Source organism: Nostocoides sp., assembly GCF_035343835.1.
Classification (GTDB): Bacteria; Actinomycetota; Actinomycetes; order Actinomycetales; family Dermatophilaceae; genus Nostocoides_A; species Nostocoides_A vanveenii.
In genome coordinates this window covers 12915-38415 of sequence record NZ_DAOQZV010000004.1, presented here as the reverse complement: position 1 = coordinate 38415, position 25501 = coordinate 12915, and the positions used below count along the sequence as shown (strand labels likewise).

The 25501-nt window shown below is 68.6% G+C and carries 23 protein-coding genes; 11 read left to right on the top strand and 12 right to left on the bottom strand.

Features of this window, described 5'->3' with window-relative positions; genetic code table 11:
- Positions 1-146 precede the first annotated feature (146 nt).
- The 8 genes from rapZ to PKH97_RS00860 all read left to right on the top strand — a co-directional run bounded on the left by rapZ (position 147) and on the right by PKH97_RS00860 (position 6998).
- Positions 147-1022, top strand: coding sequence for an RNase adapter RapZ (gene rapZ / locus PKH97_RS00895; RefSeq protein WP_324385510.1), 876 nt, complete (start codon positions 147-149; stop codon positions 1020-1022).
- Positions 1019-1966 carry a uridine diphosphate-N-acetylglucosamine-binding protein YvcK gene (yvcK, locus tag PKH97_RS00890; RefSeq protein ID WP_324385508.1) on the top strand — a complete coding sequence of 316 codons (948 nt, stop codon included), beginning with the start codon at positions 1019-1021 and terminating at the stop codon, positions 1964-1966. The genes rapZ and yvcK overlap by 4 nt, the downstream gene beginning before the upstream one ends.
- A gap of 45 nt (positions 1967-2011) precedes the next feature.
- Positions 2012-2992 (top strand): DNA-binding protein WhiA, encoded by a 981-nt coding sequence (gene whiA, locus PKH97_RS00885; protein ID WP_324385507.1) that lies wholly within the window; start codon positions 2012-2014, stop codon positions 2990-2992.
- 160 nt (positions 2993-3152) lie between these two features.
- The gene (gap, locus tag PKH97_RS00880) at positions 3153-4160 is read left to right on the top strand and encodes a type I glyceraldehyde-3-phosphate dehydrogenase (RefSeq protein WP_324385506.1); all 1008 of its coding nucleotides are present in this window, start codon (positions 3153-3155) and stop codon (positions 4158-4160) included.
- Between the two features lie 6 nt (positions 4161-4166).
- Positions 4167-5369, top strand: a complete 1203-nt coding sequence (locus PKH97_RS00875; RefSeq protein WP_324385505.1) for a phosphoglycerate kinase — start codon at positions 4167-4169, stop codon at positions 5367-5369.
- Positions 5366-6160, top strand: coding sequence for a triose-phosphate isomerase (gene tpiA, locus PKH97_RS00870; protein WP_324385509.1), 795 nt, complete (start codon positions 5366-5368; stop codon positions 6158-6160). The genes PKH97_RS00875 and tpiA overlap by 4 nt, the downstream gene beginning before the upstream one ends.
- 141 nt (positions 6161-6301) lie before the next feature.
- Positions 6302-6547 carry a preprotein translocase subunit SecG gene (gene secG, locus PKH97_RS00865; RefSeq protein WP_324385504.1) on the top strand — a complete coding sequence of 82 codons (246 nt, stop codon included), beginning with the start codon at positions 6302-6304 and terminating at the stop codon, positions 6545-6547.
- 100 nt (positions 6548-6647) lie between these two features.
- The gene (locus PKH97_RS00860) at positions 6648-6998 is read left to right on the top strand and encodes an RNA polymerase-binding protein RbpA (RefSeq protein ID WP_324385503.1); all 351 of its coding nucleotides are present in this window, start codon (positions 6648-6650) and stop codon (positions 6996-6998) included.
- Between the two features lie 193 nt (positions 6999-7191).
- Here the strand turns inward: PKH97_RS00860 and pgl are convergent, their stop codons facing one another.
- The 5 genes from pgl to tkt form a co-directional block, all read right to left on the bottom strand.
- A complete protein-coding gene (gene pgl, locus PKH97_RS00855; protein ID WP_324385502.1) occupies positions 7192-7914 on the bottom strand; it encodes a 6-phosphogluconolactonase in 723 nt (240 codons plus the stop codon).
- Positions 7911-9098 (bottom strand): glucose-6-phosphate dehydrogenase assembly protein OpcA, encoded by a 1188-nt coding sequence (locus PKH97_RS00850; RefSeq protein WP_324385501.1) that lies wholly within the window; start codon positions 9096-9098, stop codon positions 7911-7913. Before PKH97_RS00850 ends, pgl begins: the two co-directional genes overlap by 4 nt.
- Positions 9099-9212: 114 nt before the next feature.
- A complete protein-coding gene (gene zwf, locus PKH97_RS00845; protein ID WP_324385500.1) occupies positions 9213-10757 on the bottom strand; it encodes a glucose-6-phosphate dehydrogenase in 1545 nt (514 codons plus the stop codon).
- A 44-nt stretch (positions 10758-10801) separates the two neighbouring features.
- Positions 10802-11914 carry a transaldolase gene (gene tal, locus PKH97_RS00840; RefSeq protein ID WP_324385499.1) on the bottom strand — a complete coding sequence of 371 codons (1113 nt, stop codon included), beginning with the start codon at positions 11912-11914 and terminating at the stop codon, positions 10802-10804.
- Positions 11915-11941: 27 nt separating this feature from the next.
- On the bottom strand, positions 11942-14167 hold the full coding sequence (gene tkt, locus PKH97_RS00835; protein ID WP_324385498.1) for a transketolase: 2226 nt from the start codon (positions 14165-14167) through the stop codon (positions 11942-11944).
- Positions 14168-14305: 138 nt separating this feature from the next.
- On the opposite strand from tkt, the gene PKH97_RS00830 reads away from it, so the two are divergent.
- Positions 14306-15247, top strand: a complete 942-nt coding sequence (locus PKH97_RS00830; protein WP_324385497.1) for a heme o synthase — start codon at positions 14306-14308, stop codon at positions 15245-15247.
- 177 nt (positions 15248-15424) lie between these two features.
- On the opposite strand, the gene PKH97_RS00825 is transcribed toward PKH97_RS00830, so the two are convergent.
- Positions 15425-16363 (bottom strand): COX15/CtaA family protein, encoded by a 939-nt coding sequence (locus PKH97_RS00825; protein WP_324385496.1) that lies wholly within the window; start codon positions 16361-16363, stop codon positions 15425-15427.
- Between the two features lie 318 nt (positions 16364-16681).
- Between PKH97_RS00825 and pgi the strand changes: the two genes are divergently transcribed.
- A complete protein-coding gene (gene pgi / locus PKH97_RS00820) occupies positions 16682-18352 on the top strand; it encodes a glucose-6-phosphate isomerase (RefSeq protein ID WP_324385495.1) in 1671 nt (556 codons plus the stop codon).
- Between the two features lie 42 nt (positions 18353-18394).
- Here pgi and PKH97_RS00815 read toward each other — a convergent pair whose 3' ends face one another.
- The 6 genes from PKH97_RS00815 to PKH97_RS00790 all read right to left on the bottom strand — a co-directional run bounded on the left by PKH97_RS00815 (position 18395) and on the right by PKH97_RS00790 (position 24233).
- Positions 18395-19918, bottom strand: coding sequence for a DEAD/DEAH box helicase (locus PKH97_RS00815; RefSeq protein WP_324385494.1), 1524 nt, complete (start codon positions 19916-19918; stop codon positions 18395-18397).
- On the bottom strand, positions 19908-20057 hold the full coding sequence (locus tag PKH97_RS00810) for a hypothetical protein (RefSeq protein ID WP_324385493.1): 150 nt from the start codon (positions 20055-20057) through the stop codon (positions 19908-19910). Before PKH97_RS00810 ends, PKH97_RS00815 begins: the two co-directional genes overlap by 11 nt.
- Positions 20058-20142: 85 nt before the next feature.
- Positions 20143-21162 (bottom strand): DUF695 domain-containing protein, encoded by a 1020-nt coding sequence (locus PKH97_RS00805; RefSeq protein ID WP_324385492.1) that lies wholly within the window; start codon positions 21160-21162, stop codon positions 20143-20145.
- Between the two features lie 38 nt (positions 21163-21200).
- Positions 21201-22718, bottom strand: coding sequence for a molybdopterin-dependent oxidoreductase (locus PKH97_RS00800; RefSeq protein WP_324385491.1), 1518 nt, complete (start codon positions 22716-22718; stop codon positions 21201-21203).
- 58 nt (positions 22719-22776) lie between these two features.
- Positions 22777-23529, bottom strand: coding sequence for an ABC transporter permease (locus tag PKH97_RS00795; RefSeq protein WP_324385490.1), 753 nt, complete (start codon positions 23527-23529; stop codon positions 22777-22779).
- Positions 23526-24233, bottom strand: a complete 708-nt coding sequence (locus tag PKH97_RS00790; protein ID WP_324385489.1) for an ABC transporter ATP-binding protein — start codon at positions 24231-24233, stop codon at positions 23526-23528. Before PKH97_RS00790 ends, PKH97_RS00795 begins: the two co-directional genes overlap by 4 nt.
- A 75-nt stretch (positions 24234-24308) precedes the next feature.
- On the opposite strand from PKH97_RS00790, the gene PKH97_RS00785 reads away from it, so the two are divergent.
- Entirely contained in the window at positions 24309-25463 is a 1155-nt protein-coding gene (locus PKH97_RS00785; RefSeq protein ID WP_324385488.1) for a PQQ-dependent sugar dehydrogenase, read from the top strand.
- The last annotated feature ends 38 nt before the right edge of the window (positions 25464-25501 follow it).

Genomic DNA, 25501 nt, shown 5'->3' with positions numbered 1-25501 from the left:
CGGCGAGGGCGCTCCGGCGCGGCATACGTCGCGGGTCGTCGCTCGGGCACGTGGTCACCAACCGTAAGTGCTCGGGTGTCGCCCGGGTGGCCCGGATAGGGTGACGACGAGCACCGACCGTGTCGAGGAGGCCGGCAGTGAGGGGCATGGAGATCGACTTCATCATCGTCACCGGGATGAGCGGAGCCGGCCGGTCCACCGTGGCCCGGGTGATGGAAGATCTCGGTTGGTATGTCGTCGACAACCTCCCGGGCGCGCTGATCCTCGACCTCGTCCAACTCGCGTCGCGTCTGCAGAGGGAACGCGGCAGCGATGCCGCTCGCACCCGGGTCGCTGCCGTGGTGGATGTGCGAGCGCGCGAGTTCAATGTCACCTTGAGCGAGGCGATCGGCGACCTCGAACGGCGCGGTTGGACCCCGAATGTCATCTTCCTCGACGCCACCGATGAGGCCCTGGTGCGCCGCTTTGAGAGTGTCCGACGGCCGCACCCGCTCCAGGGGGAGGGCCGACTTCTGGACGGCATCCACGAGGAGAGAGAACTCCTCCACGATCTGCGCGCGATGGCCAGCGTCGTCCTCGACACCAGCGGCCTGAACGTTCATCAGCTCACGCGGAAGGTGACACCGCTCTTTGCCATCTCCGAGGAGCGGACGCGGGTGGCGGTGCTCTCGTTCGGGTTCAAGTACGGCGTGCCCTTGGACGCCGACTTCGTCTTCGACATGCGCTTCCTGCCCAATCCGTTCTGGGTTCCACAATTGCGCCATCACACCGGCATCGAGGCGCCGGTGTCGGAGTTCGTCTTCGCGCAGGACGGCGCCGCCGAATTCGTCGAGAAGGTGGTCTCGCTCATGGAAACCGTCACCGAGGGGTATGCCCGCGAGGGGCGCCGGTATGCCACCGTCGCCGTCGGCTGTACCGGTGGCAAACACCGCTCGGTCGCCGTTGCGGAGCGTCTCGCTGCCGAACTGACCGGCCCCCGGCTCTCGACCTTCGTCGTGCACCGCGATCTGGGGCGCGAGTGAACGCCCCGGTTGTCGTCGCCCTCGGCGGCGGGCACGGCCTGGCCGCCTCGCTGACCGCGCTGCGGCTGGTGTGCGATCGAATCACGGCCGTCGTCACGGTCGCCGACAACGGCGGGTCGAGTGGGCGGCTGCGCGAAGAGTTCGGCGTGCTCCCGCCCGGCGACCTGCGGATGGCTCTGGCGGCCCTGTGTGATGACACGCAATGGGGCCACCAGTGGCGCGATGTCCTGCAGCACCGATTTTCCGGGGACGGGCCGCTCGGGGGACATGCTCTCGGCAATCTGTTGATCGTCGCGCTGTGGGATCTCGACCCCGAGCCGGTCCACGGGCTCGACCTGGTCGGACGGCTGCTCAATGCGCACGGCCGGGTGCTGCCCATGGCCGCGGTCCCCCTGGAGATCACCGCTCAGGTGGCCATGGATCCCGAGCGACCCGGGAACCTGGTCGCGGTCGTGGGCCAGCAGCAGGTTGCGCGAACGGCGGGGCAGGTGCAGTCGGTCGCCCTGCACCCCAGCGATCCACCGGCACATGCCGGCACGCTCGCCGCCTTGATGGAAGCCGACTGGATCGTTCTCGGACCTGGGAGTTGGTTCACCTCGGTCCTGCCGCACCTTCTCGTTCCGGCGCTCAAACAGGCCCTGCAGGACAGCCCGGCGCGCAAGATGCTGACCTTGAACCTGGAGATGCAGACCAAGGAGACTCTCGGCTATTCCGCTGTGCGCCACATCGATTCGCTTCGTATGCATGCGCCCGGGCTGCGCTTCGACGTCGTCCTCGCCGATCCATCGATCGTCGAGGACGAGGACGAGTTGCGAGCCGCTGTCGCTAGCCTCGGTGCCGCGCTCCTGGTCACGCCGGTCTCCTCGCCGCGCACTCCGGGTGCGCACGATCCGCTGCGGCTCGCGGCCGCCTATCGCGACATCTTCGGCGGTCACGAGGTCTGACTTGCCGGGGACGCCGACCCTCGCCGGGGATGGCAGGATGGCCCGATGGCCATGACCGCATCCGTGAAAGACGAACTGAGTCGTCTCGAGGTGACGAAGTCCTGCTGCCGCAAGGCAGAGGTGGCCGCGATGTTGCGTTTTGCCGGGGGTCTGCACATCATCGGCGGCCGGATCGTTGTCGAAGCCGAGCTCGACACCCCCAATGTCGCGCGGCGGTTGCGCCGCGAGATCCACGAGCTCTACGGGCATCGCAGCGAGGTGCTTGTGCTCGCCGCGGGCGGCCTGCGCCGCGGCAGCCGGTATGTCGTCCGCGTCATCGAAGGCGGTGAGGCCCTGGCCCGCCAGACGGGCCTGATCGATCCGCGCGGGCGGCCGGTGCGCGGGCTGCCACCCAAGGTCGTCGGCGGCTCCGTATGCGACTCGGTCGCCGCGTGGCGTGGTGCCTTCCTCGCGCACGGCTCGCTGACCGAGCCCGGTCGCAGTTCGGCACTGGAGATCACCTGCCCGGGGGCCGAGGCGGCACTCGCGCTCGTCGGGGCCGCGCGGCGGCTCGAGATCCCCGCGAAGGCGCGCGATGTGCGCGGCATCGACCGGGTCGTCATACGGGACGGCGACGCGATCGGCGCGATGTTGACGCGGATGGGAGCACACGAGGCCGTGCTTGTGTGGGAGGAGCGGCGGATGCGCCGCGAAGTACGCGCCACGGCCAACCGTCTCGCGAACTTCGACGATGCCAACCTGCGTCGCTCGGCACGCGCCGCGGTGGCGGCGGGCGCCCGCGTTCAGCGAGCGCTGGAGATCCTCGGCGACGATGTGCCGGATCACCTTCGTGTGGCTGGCGACCTGCGCGTCGCCAACAAGCAGGCCTCGCTGGAGGAGTTGGGCGGCCTGGCCGATCCGCCGATGACCAAGGACGCTGTCGCTGGGCGAATCCGCCGCCTGCTGGCGATGGCCGACAAGCGAGCCGCGGAGCTCGGCATACCGGACACCGAGGCCTCGCTGACCCTCGACATGCTCGATTCCTGACCGCTTCCGACGGCCGGTCGACAGGCGAGACGAACGGCGTCGTTGTGTCCGATCCGTGGGCGACGTCCGGCCTGTCACACCGTCGCAATAAGCTGGGGAGTGGATCGGGTGAACGCACTGCCGCGTCACCAACACCCCTATCGGAAGGCAAGGCTTTCGCATGACTGTTCGCGTTGGCATCAACGGCTTCGGCCGCATCGGCCGCAACTTTTTCCGGGCCGTGCTGGACTCAGGTGCAGACGTCGAGATCGTCGCGGTCAACGACCTGACCGACAACAAGACGCTCGCCACCCTGCTCAAGTACGACTCCGTGCTGGGCCGCCTCGACGGTGACGTCACCTATGACGACGAGTCGATCACCGTGGACGGCAAGTCCTTCAAGGTCTTCGCCGACCGTGACCCGGCCAACCTGGACTGGAAGTCGGTCGGCGCCGACATCGTCATCGAGTCCACCGGCTTCTTCACTGACGCGACCAAGGCCAAGGCCCACATCGACGGTGGCGCCAAGAAGGTCATCATCTCCGCGCCGGCCAAGAACGAGGACGCCACCTTCGTCATGGGCGTCAACGACGGCGACTACGACCCGGAGAAGCACAACATCATCTCCAACGCCTCGTGCACGACCAACTGCCTCGCCCCGATGGCCAAGGCCCTCAACGACGAGCTCGGTATCGTCCGCGGCCTGATGACGACCATCCACGCCTACACCGGCGACCAGAACCTCCTGGACGGCCCGCACAAGGACCTGCGTCGCGCCCGCGCCGCCGCCCTCAACATCGTCCCCACGACGACCGGTGCGGCGAAGGCCGTGGCCTTGGTACTGCCCGAGCTCAAGGGCAAGCTCGACGGCTACGCCCTGCGCGTGCCCACCCCGACCGGATCCGCCACCGACCTGACCTTCGAGGCCAGCCGCGAGACCACGGTCGACGAGGTCAACGCGATCGTCAAGAAGGCCGCGGAGTCCGGACAGCTCAAGGGCTACCTCAAGTACTCCGAGGACCCCATCGTGTCGATGGACATCGTCACCGACCCGGCATCCTGCATCTTCGACGCGCCGCTGACCAAGGTCATCGGCAACCAGGTCAAGGTCGTCGGCTGGTACGACAACGAGTGGGGCTACTCCAACCGGCTCGTTGACCTGGTCAACCTCGTGGGCAAGAGCCTCTGATCCACCATGGGTGACCTGGCTTCGCTGGGCGACCTACGCGGCAAGCGCGTCCTCGTCCGGTCCGACCTCAATGTCCCCCTTGACGGGACCACGATCACCGACGACGGGCGCATCCGGGCCTCGTTGCCGACTATCAAGGCTCTGACCGAGGCGGGCGCGCGCGTGATCGTGTGCGCGCACCTTGGCCGTCCCAAGGGCGCTCCCGAGGCCAAGTACTCGCTGGCCCCGGTGGCCGCGCGGCTTTCCGAGCTGCTCGGCGCGCCGGTCACGTTCGCCGACGACACCGTCGGCCCCTCCGCGCAAGCTGCGGTCGACGGCCTGGCCGACGGTGGCGTCGTGCTCTTGGAGAACCTCCGCTTCAACGCGGGGGAGACGGCCAAAACCGACGAGGAACGCGCGGAGTTCGCGGGCGCCCTCGCCGGCCTAGCGGATGCCTATGTCTCCGACGGCTTCGGTGTCGTGCACCGCAAGCAAGCGAGCGTGTACGACGTCGCGACGCTCCTGCCGTCCGCGATGGGTGGGCTCGTGGCCGCCGAGGTGGACGTGCTCAAGCGGCTGACCGAGGACCCGCAGCGCCCGTATGTCGTGGTGCTCGGCGGAGCCAAGGTGGCCGACAAGCTCGCCGTCATCGACAACCTGCTCGGCAAGGCCGACCGCCTCCTGATCGGTGGCGGGATGCTCTTCACCTTTCTCGCCGCCCAGGGCCACGAGATCGGCAAGAGCCTCTTCGACGAGGCGAGCGTCGACGCGTGCAAGGGCTATCTTGAGCGCGCCGCGGCCGAGGGCGTCGAGCTGGTCCTGCCCGTCGACATCGTGTGCGGCACGGACTTCAGCGCCGACACCGAGGCCGCCGTCGTCGCCGCTGACGCGATCCCCGCCGACATGATGGGTCTCGACATCGGCCCGAAGTCGGCCGCGGTCTACGCGAGCAAGCTCGCCGACGCCAAGACGGTCTTCTGGAACGGCCCGATGGGTGCCTTCGAGATGGCCCCCTTCGCTGCCGGTACCAAGGCCGTCGCCCAGGCGCTCGTCGACGCGACCTCGGCCGGCGCGCTCACCGTCGTCGGTGGCGGCGACTCGGCGGCCGCCGTGCGGCAGCTCGGGTATGCCGACTCCGACTTCGGGCACATCTCCACCGGTGGCGGGGCATCCCTCGAATACCTCGAGGGCAAGACGCTCCCCGGCATCGCCATTCTGGAAGGCAAATAATGTCCCGTACTCCCCTGATGGCGGGGAACTGGAAGATGAACCTCGATCACATCGAGGCGACTCATCTCGTGCAGAAGTTGGACTGGAGCCTTCAGGACGCCAAGCACGACTACGGCTCCGTCGAGGTCGCGGTCTGTCCGCCCTTCACCGACATCCGCACCGTCCAGAGCCTGGTCGACGGCGACAAGATGTCCATCAAGTACGGCGCGCAGGACCTCTCCGTCCATGACAGCGGCGCCTACACCGGTGAGATCAGCGGCGCCTTCCTGGCCAAGCTCGGGTGCACCTATGTGATTGTCGGGCACAGCGAACGACGCGAATACCACGACGAGAGCGACGCTGTCGTCGCGGACAAGTTGGTCGCGGCATACCGCTATGGGTTGACGCCGATCTTCTGCTGTGGCGAGGGCCTGGAGGTGCGCAAGGCCGGCAACCAGGTCGCGCACGTGCTCGACCAGGTCCGCGCCGGCCTGTCCCAGCTGACCCCGGAGCAGGTGCGATCCGTCGTCATCGCCTACGAGCCCATCTGGGCGATCGGCACCGGCGAGGTCGCCACGCCGGAGGACGCGCAGGAGGTGTGCGGGGCGATCCGGGGCGAACTCGCCGAGCTCTACTCCGGCGACACCGCGGACGGCATTCGCATCCTGTATGGCGGCTCGGTCAAGTCCGGCAATATCGCCGCGATCATGGCCGGCCCCGACGTCGACGGCGCGCTCGTGGGTGGAGCATCGCTGGACGCGCCGGAGTTTGCGGCGATCTGCCGCTACCAGTCGCACCTAACGGCGAGCTGACCGTCCCGGTCCCATCGACGACGGCGCGGGAACCAGGCGTTCCCGCGCCGTCGTTGGGTTGAGGTGGGTGCTGCGGGGTATCCTGCCCGAGGCCGGTTTCGGCTGCTCGTGGAGTTCGAGAAGACGTGAAAGGCTGATGGCGTGGACGCGGTCCGAATCGGTTTGCAGGTGTTGCTGGTGATTTCCGGTGGCTTCCTGACTCTGCTCATCTTGTTGCACAAGGGCAAGGGCGGCGGCGTCTCGGACATGTTCGGCGGCGGACTGTCGACCTCGATGAGCTCCTCATCGGTGGCCGAGAAGAACCTCACCCGGATCACCATCGTCATCGCCTTGATCTGGACGACGGCGATCGTCGGCATCGGGCTGATCGACCGCTTCAACACGTGATCGGCGGGGCGGCGGCCCCGATCTGCACCACCCCCCGGGTCGCGGACCCGGACGTTTCGCACAATGTGATCGCTCGGCTCAGAGAGGATGCCAGGGACATATGGCTGGTGGTAACGCAATTCGTGGGAGCCGGGTCGGCGCCGGACCGATGGGCGAGGCCGAGCGCGGTGAGGTTGCCGCCCGGGTGTTCGTCTCCTATTACTGCGCCAATGGGCATGAAACCCGGCCGAGTTTCGCGCAGGAAGCCGGGCTGCTGATTCCCGAGTTGTGGGACTGCCCCCGATGCGGTCTCCCCGCGGGTCAGGACCACGAGAACCCGCCGACCGCGCCCAAGGTCGAGCCCTACAAGACCCACCTGGCCTATGTGAAGGAGCGCCGCTCCGACACCGACGGCGCCCAGATACTCGACGAGGCGCTCGAATCCCTGCGCGGACGCGGCCTGATCCGCTGAAGCCTCACATCGGCGGACGGCACCCTCGTCCACCAATATCGCTATCCGTCCGAGTTCATCCTCGACCCGCCAAAGCTGTCCGCCGATAGCTATGCGGTGAGCGACTTCGTCAAGGACGTGGGCGCATCCATGCATCTTCCCGTCGTTCGCTGAAGTCCGTCAATGGCCGCAAGCTCAAGCTCGGGAGGCAGGCTCACCCCGCGGCGTCGGCGTCGAGCAGCCACAAGGTCTCGGCCTCGCCGTGCACCTGGGCCGCTGTTGAGATCTCGGGGGCGGCACCGGCTAGCCCGTTGCGCACCGCCTCGGCCTTATCCGCGCCGGCCACGATGAACCACACCCGTTGCGATCGGGCGAGGCACTCGAGGGTCAACGACACGCGGGTGGGCGGCGGCTTGGGGGAGTCGTGCACCGCCACCGCGATCGCCTCCGCGCTCAGCTGCGCCGGGTGACCGGGGAAGAGCGAGGCGACGTGCCCGTCCGGACCGACGCCGAGGATCATCACATCCCAGGCGCCCGAGCCCGCCGCCCGCAACTCCTCGCCGTAGGCCAGCGCGCTCGTCTCGGGGGACGCGCTGGTGTCCGGCCCCGCCACCCGGTGCACATTCTGCGGCGGGAGCCCCAGGGCGGCGAGACCCGCCGCGTCGTTCTGGGTGTCATTGCGGTCGGGGTCGCCGACCGGCAGATAGCGCTCGTCGCCCCACCACACGTGCACGTGCGACCAATCGACCAGATCACGCAGCGGGGACACGGCCACCGCGGCCCAGAGCGCCGATCCCATCGAGCCGCCGGTCGCCGAGATGTGAACCGTTTCTCGGGCCGTTTGCGCATCCTGGAGGGCGAGGACGAGGCGGGCGGCCGCGCCGTCGGCCAGGGCCTGCTTGCCGGGATGGACAACTACCCGCGCGGGCGCGCTCACTTCGCGTCTCCGATGGCCTTTTTGACCGCGCGGGACTTGGGCGCGACTGGGGCGTCGTGCTCGGTCTTGGGCGAGGCCGCAAGCTTCTCGGCAGTGGCGACCTGAACCGCCTTGGGGTCGTCGACTTCGGGCGGCATCGTCGTGACCATGGAGGCGGCCTTCCCGAGCCGGGAGCGGCGCCGGACCCGCGCAGCGATCTTCGCGGCCTCGGCCTCCGAGGTCACCAGCCCCGCACGAACGGCAGTGCTCTGGGTGACGGTCTTGGACCCGACCTTGGGCCACCCCAGGCGCAGGGCGTCCTCGTAGACCTCGTCCTCATCGAGCCGCCGCAACTCATCCGCCAGGCACTCGGCGTCCTTGCGGTGCGGCAGGGCAATGGTCCGCTCGGGTTGATCGGTCTGCATCAACGTGGCGACATTGCCGTCTTGCGGCCGCACCAGGTCGATGGTCCCGGCCTTGCGGGTCAGCCGAACCGAGATGATGCCGCGCCCGGTCGAGGCCCGGGCCAGTGACACGGGGCACTTGAGGCTCTGGGCGAGCCAGCCGGCCAGCAGGTCACCCGATGGGGATTCCGGGGACGCGACGACGAGCGCCTCGGTGACTTGCTCGTATGGTGCTTGGTCCAGAGCCGCCGCGAGCAAGCCGCGCCACAGAGTGATCCGCGACCACGCCAGGTCGGTGTCGCCAGAGGTGTAGGTGTCGGCGAGCCGGGCGAGGACCGTCTTCGGCTTGACGCCCGCCCGCGAGGCATCGGTGATCCGGCGCTGCGCCATCGCCCCGATCGGGTCGGTGCCGGCGTCCTTGGGCTGGGTGCCCGGCCACCAGGCGACGATGGGCGAGTCGGCTAACAGGAGCGGGATGACGACCGAACGGCCTTGATCGGTCAGCGGGCCGTAGAGCCGCAGGACGACGACCTCGCTGGCGCCCGCGTCGCCGCCGAGACGGATCTGAGCGTCGAGGCGGGCGGAGCCGCGCTTGTTGGCCGAGACCACCACGATGATGCGGCACGGGTGCAGGCGGCTGGCGCGGTTGGCCGTCTCGATGGCCTGGTCCGCGTCGGCCTCGTCGGTGATGACCACCAGGGTCAACACCCGGGACAAGGCCATCGCACCCACGTCATCGCGCAGGGTGACCAGTCGCTTGGAGATCGCGCTGGTCGTGGTGCTGGGCAGGTCGACGATCACCGGGGACCCCTATCAGTATCGGAGCGACGCAGGAGCGGAGAACTGATTGGGGTGGTCACCGGGGACCCCTATCAGTATCGGAGCGACGCAGGAGCGGAGAACTGATTGGGGTGGTCATGGCAGCCTCCACTCGCGGCCGTCACTGCGCATCATTTCGTCGGCCGACTTCGGGCCCCAGCCGCCTGGCTGGTATTGATCGGGTTTGGCGCCCTTGGCCGCCCAGAACTTTTCGATCGGGTCGAGGATCTGCCAGGACAGCTCCACCTCCTCGTGGCGGGGGAAGAGCGGGGGCTCGCCGAGCAGCACATCGAGGATGAGGCGCTCATACGCCTCGGGGGAGGACTCGGTGAAGGCGCGGCCATAGCCGAAATCCATGGTCACATCGCGCACCTCCATCTGCGCACCGGGGACCTTGGCCCCGAAGCGCAGGGTCACACCCTCATCGGGCTGGACCCGGATGACCACGGCGTTCTGACCCAGCTCCTCGGTCGCGGTGTCGTCGAAGGGCAGGTGCGGAGCCTTCTTGAAGACGACCGCGATTTCGGTGACCCGCTTCCCCAGTCGCTTGCCGGTGCGCAGATAGAAGGGCACCCCGGCCCAGCGCCTGGTCTCGATGTCAAGGCGGACCGCGGCATACGTCTCGGTGGTGGACGTGGTGGGCACGCCCTTCTCCTGGAGATAGCCGACGACCTGCTCGCCGCCCTGCCAGCCCGCGGCATACTGCCCGCGCGCGGTGCCGCTCGAGAGGTCTTTGGGGATGCGGACCGCGCCGAGCACCTTCTCCTTCTCCAGACGCAGGCCACTGGCGTCGAAGGAGACCGGCTCCTCCATCGCGGTCAGGGCGAGCAGCTGGAGGAGGTGGTTCTGGATGACATCGCGTGCGGCACCGATGCCGTCGTAGTAGCCGGCCCGCGCGCCGATGCCGATGTCCTCGGCCATCGTGATCTGCACGTGGTCGACGTAGTTGGAGTTCCAAACCGGCTCGAACATCTGGTTGGCGAAGCGCAGCGCCAGGAGGTTCTGCACCGTCTCCTTGCCGAGATAGTGGTCGATCCGGAAGACCGCGTCCGGCGGGAAGACGCTCTCGACGATCCTGTTTAACTCCCGGGCGCTCGTCAGGTCGTGCCCGAAGGGTTTCTCGATGACCACCCGGCGCCACGACCCCTCGCGCGGGGTGGACAGCCCCGCGCGCTCGAGTTGCTGGCACACGGTCGAGAAGAAGCCCGGCGGGATCGAGAGGTAGAAGGCGGTGTTGCCACCGGTTCCACGCATCTCGTCCAGCTCGGCCAAGGTCGCCGCCAACAAGTCGAAGGCGCTGTCGTCGTCGAAGGTGCCCGGTACGAAGCGGATGCCTTCGGCTAGCGAGCGCCACACCTCCTCACGGAAAGGCGTCCGCGACCGGGCCTTGATCGCCTCATAGACGATCTTGCCGAAGTCCTGATCGGCCCAGTCCCGGCGGGCGAAACCGACCAGCGAGAAGCCGGGCGGCAACAACCCGCGATTGGCAAGGTCGTAGATCGCCGGCATCAGCTTTTTGGTCGCGAGATCTCCGGTGACTCCGAAGAGCACCAGAGCGCTGGGCCCGGCGATCCGAGGCAGGCGCTTGTCGCGCGGGTCTCGGAGGGGGTTGATTCCTGGAGCGACTCGCGCGGGAGCCATCGACTGCCTTTCCGTATGGTGCTTGGTTGGCTTTCTCGTGGAACCTACTTGGCCGCGTCCAGGGCCGCCTGCAGGTCGGTGAGCAGCGACCCCCAGGCCTCCTCGAACTTGGCGACGCCTTCGTCCTCGAGCACCTGCGTGACGTCGGCATAGGAGATGCCTTGGCCGGCAATGGCGTCGAGCACCTGCGCGGCGTCAGCGTAATGCCCGGTCACCTGGTCGCCGGAGATATTGCCGTGGTCGATGACGGCATTCAGCGTCTTCTCCGGCATGGTGTTGACGGTGTTCGCCGCGACCAGGTCGGTGACATAGAGGGTGTCGGAGTAGTCGGGGTTCTTCACGCCCGTCGAGGCCCAAAGCGGTCGCTGCTTGTGCGCGCCTTCCGCGGCCAGGCTCTCCCAGCGGGCGGTCGAGAAGACCTCCTCGTAGGCCTGGTAGGCGAGCCGCGCGTTGGCGACGGCCGCCTGGCCCCTGAGCGACGTGGCCTCGGCGGTGCCGATGGCATCGAGGCGCTTGTCGATCTCGGTGTCGACCCGGGAAACGAAGAAGCTCGCGACGGAGTGGATCGTCGAGAGGTCGGCCCCGGCCTCACGGGCCTTCTCCAACCCACTGATGTAGGCATTCATCACCTCGCGATAGCGCTCCAGGCTGAAGATCAAGGTGACATTGACACTGACGCCCCGGCTGATGACCTCGGTGATCGCGGGCAGGCCGGCCTCGGTGCCCGGGATCTTGATCATCACATTCGGCCGGTCGACGGCGTCGAAGAGTTGGATTGCCTGGTCGATAGTCGCCTGGGTCTCGTGCGCCAACCGAGGGTCGACCTCGATCGAGACCCGGCCGTCCTGGCCGCCGGTCGCGTCATAGATGTGCCGCATGACATCGCAGGCGTCGCGAACATCGGTCGTGGTGATCGCGAAGACGGCGTCGTCGACCGAGGATCCGGCCTGCGCCAGTTCCGCGACCTGGGCGGCATACGAGTCGCCATTGGAGAGCGCCGCCTGGAAGATCGAAGGGTTGGTGGTCACGCCCACCACCCCGCTGTGCTCCATGACGTCCTTCAGATTGCCCGACGTCAGCCGCTCGCGAGAGAGGTCATCGAGCCAAACCGACACTCCCGCGTCGGTGAGGGCCTTGAGGTTCGCGTTGTCACTCATGGTTTCGCTCCTTGTGCTCGTCGTGGACTAGTTGGCCGAATCGGGGGTGTCGACCATGCCCGCGCTGGGCGGGGGAACCTGTGGGCCGCGACCGGCGGCCGCCGCCTTGAGGGACTTCTTGGCGGCCGCAACCACCTTCTCGGGGGTGAAGCCGAACTCGCGGAAGAGGGTCGCTGCATCTGCTGACGCTCCGAAGTGGTCAATCGCGATGATCTCGCCGGCGTCGCCGACCAGGTCCCGCCAGCCCATCGGCACGCCGGCCTCGACGCTGACACGCGCCTTGACCGCCGTGGGAAGGACCTTCTCCTGGTAGGACTTTGACTGGCGCTCGAACCATTCCCGGCACGGCATCGACACCACCCGCGTGGCGATCTTGCCCTTCTCCAGGGCCTCGGCTGCGCTCATGGCCAACCCGACCTCGGAGCCGGTAGCAATCAGAATCACGTCCGGGGTGCCGGTGGAGGCTTCGCGCAGGATGTACGCGCCCTTGGCGACATTGGCGATCTTCGCGACCTTGGGGTCCTGGGTCGGCAGAGCCTGCCGGCTCAGGCACAAGCCGGCCGGGCGGTCATTGCGCAGGATGGCCACCCAGGCGGCAGCGGTCTCGTTGGCGTCGGCCGGCCGGACGACATCGAAGTCCGGAATCACCCGCAGCGCCGCGAGGTGCTCGATCGGCTGGTGCGTCGGGCCGTCTTCGCCAAGGCCGATCGAATCGTGCGTCCAGACGAAGGTCACGCCGAGCTGCTGGATCGCGGCCAGGCGCGCGGCGGCGCGCATGTAGTCGGAGAAGACGAGGAAGGTGCCACCATACGGGCGGGTCAATCCTTGCAGGGCGATGCCGTTGAGGATCAGGCCCATTCCGAACTCGCGGATGCCGAAGTGGAGCGTGCGTCCATACGGACCGCCCGACCACTCCCGCGTCTGCTTGCCCGTGGGAATGAAGGACGGCTGGCCGTCCATCGTGGTGTTGTTGGACTCGGCGAGGTCGGCCGAGCCGCCCCACAACTCGGGCACGACATCGGCGAGCGCCGTCAGGACCTTGCCGGACGCGGCGCGCGTCGCCAGACCCTTGGCATCGGCGGGGAAGCTCGGCACCGCCTTGTCCAGGCCGGCCGGTAGTTCCTTTGCCACCAGCCGGTCGAGGAGGGCTGCGCCGTCCGCATTCGCCTTGCGCCACGCCTTGTAGTCGACGTCCCACTCCTTCTTGGCGGCCTTGGCCCGCTCCTTGAGCGACCGGCGCGTATGCGTGATCACGTCGCGCCCGACCTCGAAGGTCTTCTTCGGGTCGAAGCCCAACGCCTCCTTCAGGCCGGCGATCTCGGCGTCGCCGAGAGCTGAGCCGTGGGACTTGCCGGTGTCCTGCTTGGTCGGCGAGGGCCAGGCGATGATCGTGCGCAAGATGATCAGCGTCGGCTTGCTCGCGCTCCGGCTGCGCTCGCACGCGGCGAGCAGCGCGTCGACATCTTCGACATAGGTTGAGCCGTTGCCGTCGCCGCGCCAGTTGATCGTCTCGACATTCCAGCCGTAAGCCTCGTAGCGCTTGCCCACGTCCTCGGAGAAGGAGATCTCGGTCTTGTCCTCGATCGAGATGGTGTTCTGGTCGTAGATGACGGTCAGATTGCCCAGTTCCTGGTGACCGGCGAGGGCGCTGGCCTCGTGGGTGACACCTTCCATGATGTCGCCGTCGCTGGCGAGCACCCAGATGTGGTGGTCGAAGGGGCTGGAGCCCTTCTTGGCGTTCGGGTCGAACATGCCGCGCTGACGGCGCTGGGCCATCGCCATGCCGACGGACGACGCGAGGCCGGAGCCGAGTGGACCAGTGGTGATCTCGACCCCCGTTGTGTGGCGAACCTCGGGGTGGCCGGGGGTCAACGACCCCCAGGTGCGCAGCGCCTTGATGTCGTCGAGTTCGAGGCCGTAGCCCGAAAGGTAGAGCTGGATGTACTGCGTGAGGCTGGAGTGCCCGCAGGAGAGGACGAAGCGGTCGCGCCCGAGCCAATGGGGGTCGGCCGGGTCGATGCGCATGACGTTGTGGTAGAGCAAGTATGCCGCCGGGGCCAGGCTCATCGCGGTGCCCGGGTGGCCGTTGCCCGTCTTCTGGACGGCGTCGGCCGCGAGGACGCGCGCCGTGTCGACGGCGCGGATATCGACGTCGGACCACCCGGCCTTCTTCGCCTTCGGCGCCGGGACGGAGCGAGCGGGCGGCGCCTTGGGGGAGCGCTTGGAAGCCGGGGTGGTCGACGTTGCGGTCACGGGGAACCTTTCCTTGGGCAGGCCATCAGGCATGAACGTATGCAGCCTAGTGTGCGTGTGACGTACGTCGCCCGATGGTCGGTGGATAGACTGCACGGACTTGCCGGAAGCCGGCACTCCCTCTGCGAAGGTTTCTCCGTGACCACGCTCGACTCGACGCCCGCGTTCGCCGCGCCGGCCCCGTCGTGGCGACGCACGCTCGCGGCATACGTCGCCTTGACGAAGCCCCGCATCATCGAATTGCTGCTTGTCACAACGGTTCCCACGATGTTTCTTGCGCAGCGGGGGGTGCCGTCGTGGTGGCTGGTGCTGGTCACCTTGGTGGGCGGAACGCTCAGCGCGGGATCGGCCAACGCCTACAACATGGTCTACGACCGCGACATCGACGCGCACATGGGCCGCACATCCAACCGGCCCCTCGTCACGGGGGCGGTGACCCCGCGAGCGGCCGTTGTCTTTGCGACCGCACTCGCCGTGACGTCGACGGCCTGGTTCGCGCTGCTCGTCAATCCGCTGTCAGCCGCCCTTTCGCTCGGCGCGATCGTGCTCTACGCCGTGGGCTACACGATGATCCTCAAACGCCGGACCGCGCAGAACATCGTTTGGGGTGGCGCGGCTGGCTGTATGCCGGTGCTGATCGGTTGGTCGGCTGTCACCGGTTCGGTCGGCTGGCCAGCGGTCGTACTTTTTCTGATCATCTTTTTCTGGACCCCGCCGCACTACTGGCCACTGTCGATGCGGTTCAAGGAGGACTACGCCACGGCCGGGGTGCCGATGCTCCCGGTCGTCGAGAGCAATGTGGTCGTCGGCAGGCAGATCGTCGCCTACTCGTGGGTGATGGTCCTGGTCTCCCTGACGCTCATCCCGGTCGCACCCATGGGCTGGCTCTACGCCGTCGCCGCAGTTGCCGTTGGCGGACTCTTCCTTGCCGAGGCCCACCGCCTGCTTCGCGCGGCCCGCACCGGCGCCTCGATGGCCGTGATGAAGCCGATGCGGCTCTTCCACTTCTCGATCACCTACGTGACCGTGCTCTTCCTCGCCGTCGCCCTCGACCCGCTGCTCTATCTGGCGATCGGCTGAGGGACCCCCGTCGCCCAACTTGTCCGAGCGCGCGTGCGTAGGGCGGTTCGGACATTCGGGCGTGGTGGTGCGGGTGACTTCGCCATCGCGCATACCTGCTTCCGGTCAAGGACTAGATGACCGGGAGAGTCGGGCGGCGAATCAATGCCCGCAGCAGTATCGCGGGAATTGTCTGCGTCAGTCGGACTGGTTGCCGGGCTCGGTGAGGGAGTGGGCGCCATACGTCAACCCGATGACCAGGAGCGTGGCCAGGAGCATGTGGATCAGTACCAGCGCTACGGGCAGCTTCGTCAGGTACTGCGTATAGCCGACGACGCCCTGGGCGAGGGTGATCAGCAGCACTGACCGCCACGCGTCGCGCGGTCTGGACGAGGTGGAGCGCAGATGCGTGGCGAGCACCATGGCGACGACGAGGCCGGTGAAGAGCATGACCGCGTCGGCGTGCAGCCAGGAGATGGTGCGCGGGTCGAAGCCAAAGCGCGCCGGCTCGTCTGCATCGCCGGAGTGCGGGCCGGATCCGGTGACGATCGTGCCCAAGGCCAGCACCACCGCGCCGACGGCGATGGTGGCGTATGCCGTGGTGCGCACGATCGCCGGCACGCTCGGCACGCGCGGGCCGCCGGGGAGCGCGGACTCGGCATACGCAGAGGCCGCCGCGGCCACCAGAGTCATCGAGACAAGGAAATGCGCGGCGACGGTCGCCGGGTTCAGGCCGGTCCGGACGGTGATCCCGCCGAGAACGGCTTGGACAGCGACGCCACCGAGAACCAGGCCGGCGGGTAGGACGAGGGCGCGCCGCCGGTCGGACCAGCGCCACACGGCGACGAGCGCCGCGATCGCGGCGATGCTGACCAGGCCGGTCAATGTGCGGTTGCCGAACTCGATGTACTTATGAAAGCCCTGGGCCTGGTGCTCGACCGGCACATAAGACCCAGGGACGCACTGCGGCCAGCTGGGGCAGCCCAGCCCGCTGCCGGTCAGGCGGACCAAGCCGCCGGTGACGACGATGAGCACCTCGACCACGAGATTGGCCAGCAGGATCGGACGCATCCACGGGTGGGTCGCCGCCCGATCGGTCCGGGTGGTTGGAGGTGCTGCCTGGCCGAGCGTGGTCACGGCAAACAGGCTAACCCGGGCTGCGCTCGGCCATTGCGCCGAGCGGCGGGCGGTGGCTCGCCACCAGGTCGTTCGGGACCAGCTCGAGGGCGAAGGGTGCAGTCACCCGGCATATCTCGTCACGGTGGGCGTGGGCGGTCTCGGCATACGTGCCGTCAATCAGGTCCCAGGCGATGATCGAGGGCTGGTCCGGGTCGATGACCCAGTAGGATGGGCAGCCCGCGGCCTCGACGCCGACAACGGGCTGGAGTTATCCACAGGCTCGCCCGGCGGACCGGGACCTGACGAGCGTCACCGCTGCTCACTACTGTTACCGGTATGACGATCACCGACGCCACTGCCACTGCTGCCTGGGCAACGCTGAACGAGCTATATGCCGGCTACCACCCGGACCTGCGGGCCGCCTTCGACGACGACACCGAGCGCGCGCGTACTTTCTCATTCGCGTGCGCCGACCTCCACGTCGACCTGTCCAAGAACCTCCTCGACGCCCAGATCAAGGACGCCTTGGTCGCGGTCGCGGAGCAGATGGGGTTGGCCGAGCGGCGGGAGGCGATGTTCCGAGGCGATCGGATCAATGTCACCGAGAACCGGTCGGTGCTGCATACGGCCTTGCGGCGCCCGGCTGGCGACGAACTCGTCGTGGATGACGTCGAGGTCGTTGCCGAGGTCCATGCGGTCCTGGAGAAGATCTACGCCTTCGCCGACAAGGTCCGCGACGGGGAATGGGTCGGCGTCACCGGCCGGCCCATCGAGACGGTCGTCAATATCGGCATCGGTGGCTCCGACCTCGGGCCGGTCATGGTCTACGAAGCCCTCAAGCCCTATGTGCTGGAGAGCATTTCGTGTCGCTTCGTCTCCAATATCGACCCCACCGATCTCGCCGAGAAGGTCGCCGACCTCGACCCCGAGACCACCCTCTTCATCGTGGCCTCCAAGACCTTCACCACCTTGGAGACGTTGACGAATGCGCGGATGGCGCGGGCCTGGCTCTGGAACGCTCTCGTGGAGCAGGGGGCGATCGAGGACACCGACGAGGCCCGGACGGGCGCCGTGGCCAAGCACTTCGTCGCCGTGTCGACGGCCCTGGACAAGGTCGCGGCGTTCGGTATCGACCCGGCCAATGCCTTCGGCTTCTGGGACTGGGTCGGCGGCCGCTATTCGGTCGACTCGGCCGTCGGAACCGCCGTCGCCGTCGCGATCGGCAAGGAGAATTTCGCCGACTTCCTCAGCGGCTTCCATGCCGTCGACCGGCACTTCGTCGAGACGCCCTTCGCGGACAATGTCCCGGTCCTGATGGGGATGCTCAACGTCTGGTATGTCGACTTCTTCCACGCCAAGAGCCACGCCGTGCTGCCGTATGCGCAGTATCTCCACCGGTTCGCGGCCTACCTGCAGCAACTGACGATGGAGTCGAACGGTAAGCGGGTGCGCACCGACGGCTCACCCGTCAGCGTCGACACCGGCGAGGTCTTCTGGGGCGAACCGGGGACCAACGGTCAGCACGCCTTCTACCAGTTGATCCACCAAGGCACGCAGGTGATCCCCTGCGACTTCATCGCCCTGGCGAACACCGCGCACCCGGTCAAGGACGGCGATCAGGACGTCCACGAGTTGTTCCTCGCCAACTTCTTCGCCCAGACCAAGGCGCTGGCCTTCGGCAAGACCGAGGAAGAAGTCCGCGCCGAGGGCACGCCGGAGGCGATCGTGTCGGCGCGGGTCTTCCCGGGTAACCGGCCCACGACCTCGATCATGGCCCCGGCTCTGACGCCCTCGGTGGTCGGGCAGTTGATCGCGCTCTATGAGCACATCACCTTTGTCCAGGGCATCGCCTGGGGCATCGACTCCTTCGACCAATGGGGTGTCGAACTCGGCAAGCAGCTGGCGATGCAGATCGCGCCGGCGATCAGCAAGGACGACGAGGCCTTGGCTGCTCAGGACCCGAGCACCCGCGCCTTGATCGAGTACTACCGATCGCAGCGCCGCTGATCCGATCCGACTCGGACGTGCAGCCGTCTGGCTCGGCCTCGTTCAGCGACCGCCGCGAGAGCCTACGCGGGTGCCGGCTGAGAAACCGGCCGCGCCCCCGCCGGGACGACCGTTTGACGTCCCAGCGGATGGTCGCGAGCGGCGTCCCGGGGCAGAACCCGAGGGCGTATGCCGATCGCCCGCCCAGTTCTGGGCGTTCCCGTCACCGCGCCTCGGGCTGGCACCCTGGGTGCGCCGGTCCTGGGAGGCGACCTTACCCCGCCTGCTGGACGCGCCTGCGGAAGCGTTGTCGCCGCGTCGGCCGGGGGCCCCGGCGGAGCGGCGTTTGCTCGGCTGACCACTACGCGAGGGGCGGGCGGCCGGCGCAGGTGTGTCGGCGACATACGGGCCGGGCAGGGTGCGGTCGCCGGGGGCGAGGGACTGCAGCAGCGGGTGGGTCGCGTCAACGCGGGTCGTGGTCGGTCGAATGCCGGCCTTGCGGGTCAGGTCGCGGACCTCGGCGCGCTGCTCGTCGAGCATCATGGTCACGACCGTGCCCGAGTTGCCGGCGCGCGCCGTGCGGCCGGAGCGGTGCAGATAGGCCTTGGGCTCGACCGGCGGGTCGGCGTGGATGACCAGGCCGACATCGTCGACGTGGATGCCGCGGGCGGCGATATCCGTGGCCACAAGCGTCTCAGCGGCCCCGCTGTGGAAGGCATCCATCGTGCGCGTCCGGGCGTTCTGCGAGAGGTTGCCGTGCAACTCGACGGCCGGCACCCCGGCGGCATTGAGCTGACGGGCGAGCTTCTTGGCGCGGTGCTTGGTCCGGGTGAAGACAATCGTGCGCCCGGGCGCAGCGGTGAGGTCCTTGAGCACGGGGAAGTGCGCGTCCGCAGCCACGTGCAGGACGTGGTGATCCATCTCGGCGACGGGGGACTGTGCCGAATCCGCTTGGTGCGTCACGGGTTTGGTCAGATAGCGCTTGGCGAGGACGTCGATGCCGGCGTCCAGGGTCGCGGAGAAGAGCATGCGCTGACCGGTCCGCGGCGTGCGGTCGAGCAGACGGCGCACGACGGGGAGGAAGCCGAGGTCAGCCATGTGGTCGGCCTCATCGAGGATGGTGATCTCGATGGCATCGAGGCTGACATGGCCCTGGCCGATGAGGTCCTCGAGTCGGCCGGGGCAGGCGATGACGATGTCGACGCCCGCGCGCAGGGCGGTGACCTGCGGGCTCTGGCCGACGCCGCCGAAAACGGTGCGTGACGTGAGCCGGGCTGCCTTGGCCAGTGGCGCGAGCGACTCCTCGATCTGGGCGACCAGCTCACGGGTCGGGGCGAGGATCAGCGCGCGGGGGCGCGACGGCATCCGGCGGGAGGTGGAGACGCTCAGGCGGGCGACGAGCGGCAGCAGGAAGGCGTAGGTCTTGCCGGAGCCGGTGCGGCCGCGGCCAAGGACGTCGCGCCCGGCGAGGGAGTCGGGCAGGGTCGCGGTCTGGATGGGGGTCGGGGAGGTGATGCCGCGCTCCGCGAGGACGGCGATCAGGGATGCGGGCACGCCGAGCGCGCCGAAGGTCGTGTCAGGGGACACCGAAGGGGTACTCCAATGAGTCTCGGAACGAGTCGTTCTGCCCGGCGAGGACGTCGTGGTCCGCAGCAGCAATGGCAATCGAGAAGACGAAGCAGCCCGCGGCAGAACTGGTCGGGCCGATGAAACAAGTGTACGGCACATCGTGGTCCCACCGGGACACAGTCAGCGCTCACGCGGCCGTAGCGACCCGGCGAGCGTCGATGCTCACGCGCTTTCGGAGCCGGTCAGGAGCGCAAGTGCGCCACTTCGCCCCAGCCGGGATCGGCCGTGACGGTGACGTCGGCCGTGCCGTCCCCCCAACTGTCGGCTTGGGCGGCCAGCAGCCCGGCGCCGGCGCCATCGGTCTCGACGTAGAAGTGCAGGCGACGCACGCCGGCGCTCGTCTCGGCGGCAACCAGGAGCCCGGCGGCCCCGAGGCGGTCGACCAAGCGATCCTCAATCGTGCGAAGTGACTCCAGCGCAAGGGGATCCGGCAGCTCTTCGGCGGTGCGACCGGCATACGGCAGGTCGATGGCGACGTGCGTGTCGAAGAGCGGGGCGATGACGCACGACAAGGTCGAGAGCGCGAGCGCCATCACGGGGCCGGCCGGCCCGGTGCCACGGAGCAGCACCCACTGCGGATTGCCCTCGTCGTCTTGCCGCTCGCGGGCGAAGCTGCGCACAAAGCCGCCCAGGTGTTGGACGGGGAAGGCGTCCAATGGCGCGATCGTCGAGGCGGCGATCTCACCGAGCCAGCACTCGACGGCTTCCTCGCCAGCGACTGCGTCCAGGACGAGATAGGCCGCCTGGAGCCGATCGTCCTCCCCGAGAGCGGCAAAGGCGGGGTGCTGAACGGTCACGTCGAGATGGTTGCCAACGGCACGCGCGCCGACGACGGTCCGAGCGAAGTCGATGGCCTCGCCGGCGACGACGAGCGAGCCAGTGCCGGGGTCGAGCAGCGGCTGCCGCAGATCGGCATACGACCAGGTGTCGTCGCTGGCCGGGGCGGCCAGCAGCCAGCGGCGCGCGAGAGCGCGCACGGCGCCGTCACCCGCGGCAGTGACGACGAGCAGGTGCCTGGTGAGATCCCCGGCCGCGGTTTCCCACGCGAGGTCCGGGTGCAGGGCGTGGACCTGCGCGGACACTTCTCCCGCGATGGCAGCGGGACGCTTGCCTTCGATCGCCGAGGCGACCGTGGCGCCCCCGGTTGTCGTCCACCAGCGCCAGAACTCGGCGATCGACTCGGCCTCGGTTGCGCGCGACATGGGCGCCAGCCTGGCACGGCCGCCACTGGTGGCGCGGGTCAGTCCACCTCGACGTCGAGGGTGTGCAGCCCGGTTGCGCCAGAGGGGAAGGGATCGGCGACCTGGTCGGTCTGTGCGGCGCCCGTGCCGTCGACCGCCCGCACCGTGACCGTATGCCGCCCGCTCGCCGTCGCCTTCCATGTCGTTCGCCACTGCCGCCAATAGTGCCCGCCGGCGTCCGGGCCGAGGTCGGCTTCGACCCAGTCCCCGTCGTCGACGCGCACCTCGACGCGCGAAATCCCTTGTCGCGCTTGGGACCAGGCGACCCCGGCGATCACGACCGGGCCGGCCGCAACTCGACGGTCACGCGGCAGGTCGATTCGCGCCTGCGTCTGGACCTCCGCGCGCTCGGCCCAGCCGCGCTCGGTCCAGTAGGCCTGCTGGGCGGCGTAGGTCGTCGCGGTGAGCCGGGTCAGCCACTTCGTGGCACCGACATAGCCATATAGGCCGGGCGTCACCAGCCGCACCGGATAGCCGTGCATGGGAGTGAGCGGCCGTCCGTCCATGGCGACCGCAAGCAGCGCGCCACGGTCGTCGAGCAATGCGTCGACCGGCGTCGAGATGGTCATCCCGTCCACCGAGGTGCTCAGGATCTGATCGGCTGACGCGCGAATTCTGGCCCGTCGCAAGACATCGCGCACGGGCACGCCGAGCCATCGGGTGGAGCCGATGTAGTCACCGCCGACCGGATTGCTGACGCAGTTGAGCGTGATGTCCGCCTCCATCATGGGCAAGGCGAGCAGATCGGCATACGTCAAGTCATAGGGCGCATCGACGTCGCCGTCGATCGTCAGCCGCCAGTCTGGGAGCGAGACGCGGGGGATGGCCAAGGCGGTGTCGATCCGGTAGAAATCGGCCACCGGTGTCCGAAAAGCCGTCAATCCGGGGGTGGTCTGCTCCAGCCCGACAGCCAGCGGCGGCAGTGGGGTGGCCGAACGGGGGAGGGCCGTCACCACGTCCGCGGGCAGCGCGCTGCCGTTGCGAAGCACACCCACGCCACCGGCGACCAGTCCGCCTGCCACGGCGAGCGCCGACCCGATAGTTGTGCGGCGATCGAGGGCCGCGGCGGCAGTCGATGGAGCAGCGGGAGGTTCGCGGCCGTCGGCGCGGCCGGTCAGCCCGGTCAGTACGCCCATGCCGATGAGCCCGGCCAGCAGGCTCGGCACGATCGCATAGCTGCCACTCGACGGGCGCGTCGTCGTCGCCCAAGCGCACGTGGCCGCCAGCACGAGGATCAGCCAGATCCCGAGACCACGCCGTTGCAACACCCCTGCAACGGCCCCGAAGGCCAACGCCCCAAGCGCCACCCCCGCGACGAGCACGGGCTTGTCGGCAGTCCCCAGCCACCGCACGGCGAACTCCTTCAGCGGCGTCGGCGTGGCGTCGATGAGGGCCGAGCCGATCGCCAAGACCGGGGAGGCATCGGGCGCGATGATCGAGGCCACGAGGTGGCCGACACCAGCGCCGGCGGCGACCGCCGAGATGCCTGCCCACGCGTCCCTACGGGAATTCCGCATATTCGGAGCGTATGCCGCCCGCTCACCTCAACCGATTACGCCCGCCTTACGTCGAGAGTCAGTCGGACCAGCGGAAGGTGCGGGCGGCGACGGCGGCCCCGAGCGCGAGCCAGACAATCAGCACCCCCCAGGACGCGATGGGCCAGTGACCGTTGGCGAACGCCGAGCGCAAGCCGTCCCCGAGGGCGCCCGATGGCAGGATGCGGGCGACCACGGCCATCGCCGACGGTAACACCCCCGTGGGCAAGAGCAGGCCGAGCCCGAGGAAGAGCACCCAGAGCAGATTTGCCACTGCCAGAACGGCTTCCGCCCGCATCCGGCCGGCCACTGCCAGAGCGAGCGCCACGAAGCACGCCTCGCCCAGCACGATCGTCACCAACCCGGGCAGGATTCCGCCGGCCATCGGTCGCCACCCGAAGAGCGCGGCCATGATCGCCAGGACCACCAGGTGGATCGCCAGCACTGCCGACGTCGCGATCATCTTGCCGCCCACAAGCCCGCCACGTCCCAGCGGCGTGGTCCCGAGCAACCGCAGCACCCCATTGCGCCGGTCGAAGGCCGAAGAGATCGCCTGCCCTGTGAACGCCGTCGACGCCACGGCCAGCGCCAGCACGCCCGGCGCGACGAGGGCGATCCGGTTTGTCCCGAGGTCGGGCACATTCGCCACCTGCAGGCCGACCAGGGCCAAAACCGGCAGGATGATCGCCACCAACAACTGTTCGCCATTGCGCAACAGGATCCCGGCCTCGAAGCCCGCCTGCCGGCGCACGCGCCGACCCGCCGGCGCCGCGCGATCCCTCGACGTGCTCATCGCTGAGCACCCGACGTCAGGCTGAAGTAGACGCGTTCCAAGGTGTCCTCACCTTCGACCTCTGCCCGCGTGCCTGCGGCCCGGACCCGACCGTGGCTGATGATGACAAGGTCGTCGGCCACCCGTTCGGCCTCCTCGAAGGAGTGCGTGGCCAGCACGACGGTGACGCCGCGGTCCGCCTCCTCGCGCACGATGTCCCACACCTCTAGACGCGTATGCGGATCCAGGCCCGCGGTCGGTTCGTCCAGGAAGAGCACGTCCGGCCGGCCGATGAGGGCCGCCGCGAGCGCCACCCGCTGACGCTGCCCGCCCGAGAGCCGCCGGGTGATCGTGCCGGCGAACCCGTCGATGCCGAGACGGGCGGCGAGCCTCGACGCGTCGGCGGGATCGGCGTAGAGGGCGGCCAGATGCCGAAGCAGCGGCAGGGGCTTGACCATCGTGGGCAGGCCGCCGTCCTGCAGCATCAGCCCAACGCGTGCCCGGTGCTCGGCGTCGGCTCCCCAAGGGTCGACACCCAGCACCCGCACCGACCCCGAATCGGGGCGCTGCAAACCCTGCAAGCACTCGATCGTCGTCGACTTGCCGGCGCCGTTCGGGCCGAGCACCGCGGTGACCCGGCCGCCCCCAGCCGACCAGGTCGCGCCGTCCAAGGCCTGCGTCGCGCCATACGACTTGTGGACGTCGGAGACCTCGACTGCGGACACCCGGGGAGTGTATGCCGGGCCGGTTGGCCGCTCGCCGGCCCGGTCCCTCCCAGCCCGCCGGGTTACCGTGCCCGTATGCCGTGCGCTCGCCTCCTGCCCGCCGCTCTCGTGGCGCTCGGTGTCGCGGCCTGCACCCCGAGTTCCCCGACCGCATCGTCGACGGTGGCGTCGTCGTCGATGGCGTCGTCCAGCACCTTGCCGTTCCGGGTGACCGAGATCGCGACCTACGACGAGCCGTGGGCGATGACCTTCCTGCCCGACTCCTCGCGCCTGCTGGTGACCGAGCGCGACGGCGCCTTGTCGATTCGCGACCTGGACTCCGGCAAGCGGATCGAGGTCAGTGGGACGCCCAAGGTCGTGGCCGAAGGCCAGGGTGGGCTCGGCGATGTCCTCGTCGGCCCGGACTTCGCAAAGACTCAGCGGGTCTATCTGAGCTGGGCGGAAGCCGGCGACGGGGGCACCGGCGCGGCCGTGGGCCGGGCCAGACTCGTCCTCGACGGCGACCGGGCCCGGCTGGAGGGTCTGACGGTGATCTGGCGCCAACAGCCCAAAACCAGCGGCACCGGCCACTTCGGCCACCGGCTGGCGATCAGTCCCGACAAGCGCTTCCTGTTCGTCACCAGCGGTGAACGGCAGAAGTTCGACCCCGCCCAGGACCTGGGCACCACCCTCGGCAAGACCGTCCGCCTCACTCTCGACGGCGCGCCGGCACCGGGAAACCCGTTCGTAGACAAGGGGTCTCCGGCAGACGAGATCTACAGCTACGGTCACCGCAATCCGCTCGGGATCGCCTTCGATGCCGCCGGGAACCTCTGGGAGTCCGAGATGGGCCCCATGGGCGGCGACGAGATCAACCTCATCCGGGCGGGCGCGAACTACGGCTGGCCTGCGGCCTCCAATGGCTCGCACTACAGCGGCCAGGACATCCCCGACCACCGGGCTGGCGACGGTTTCGAGGCGCCCAAAGTCTGGTGGAATCCCTCGATCTCACCCGGCAGCCTGATGATCTACTGCGGCCCGCTCTTCCCGCAGTGGCGCGGCGATGCCTTCGTCGGTGCCCTCTCCGGCCAGGCCCTGATCCGCGTCGACCTCGACGAGACGACGGCGACCAAAGGCGATCAGTGGCCGATGAACGCCCGCATTCGCGAGGTCGAGCAGGGCCCGGACGGGGCGATCTACCTGCTTCAAGACGGTCAAGGCGCGCACCTCCTGCGGGTGACGCCGAACTGACCGCGTCCACGACAGCGACACTTAGGGTTACCTTCCTT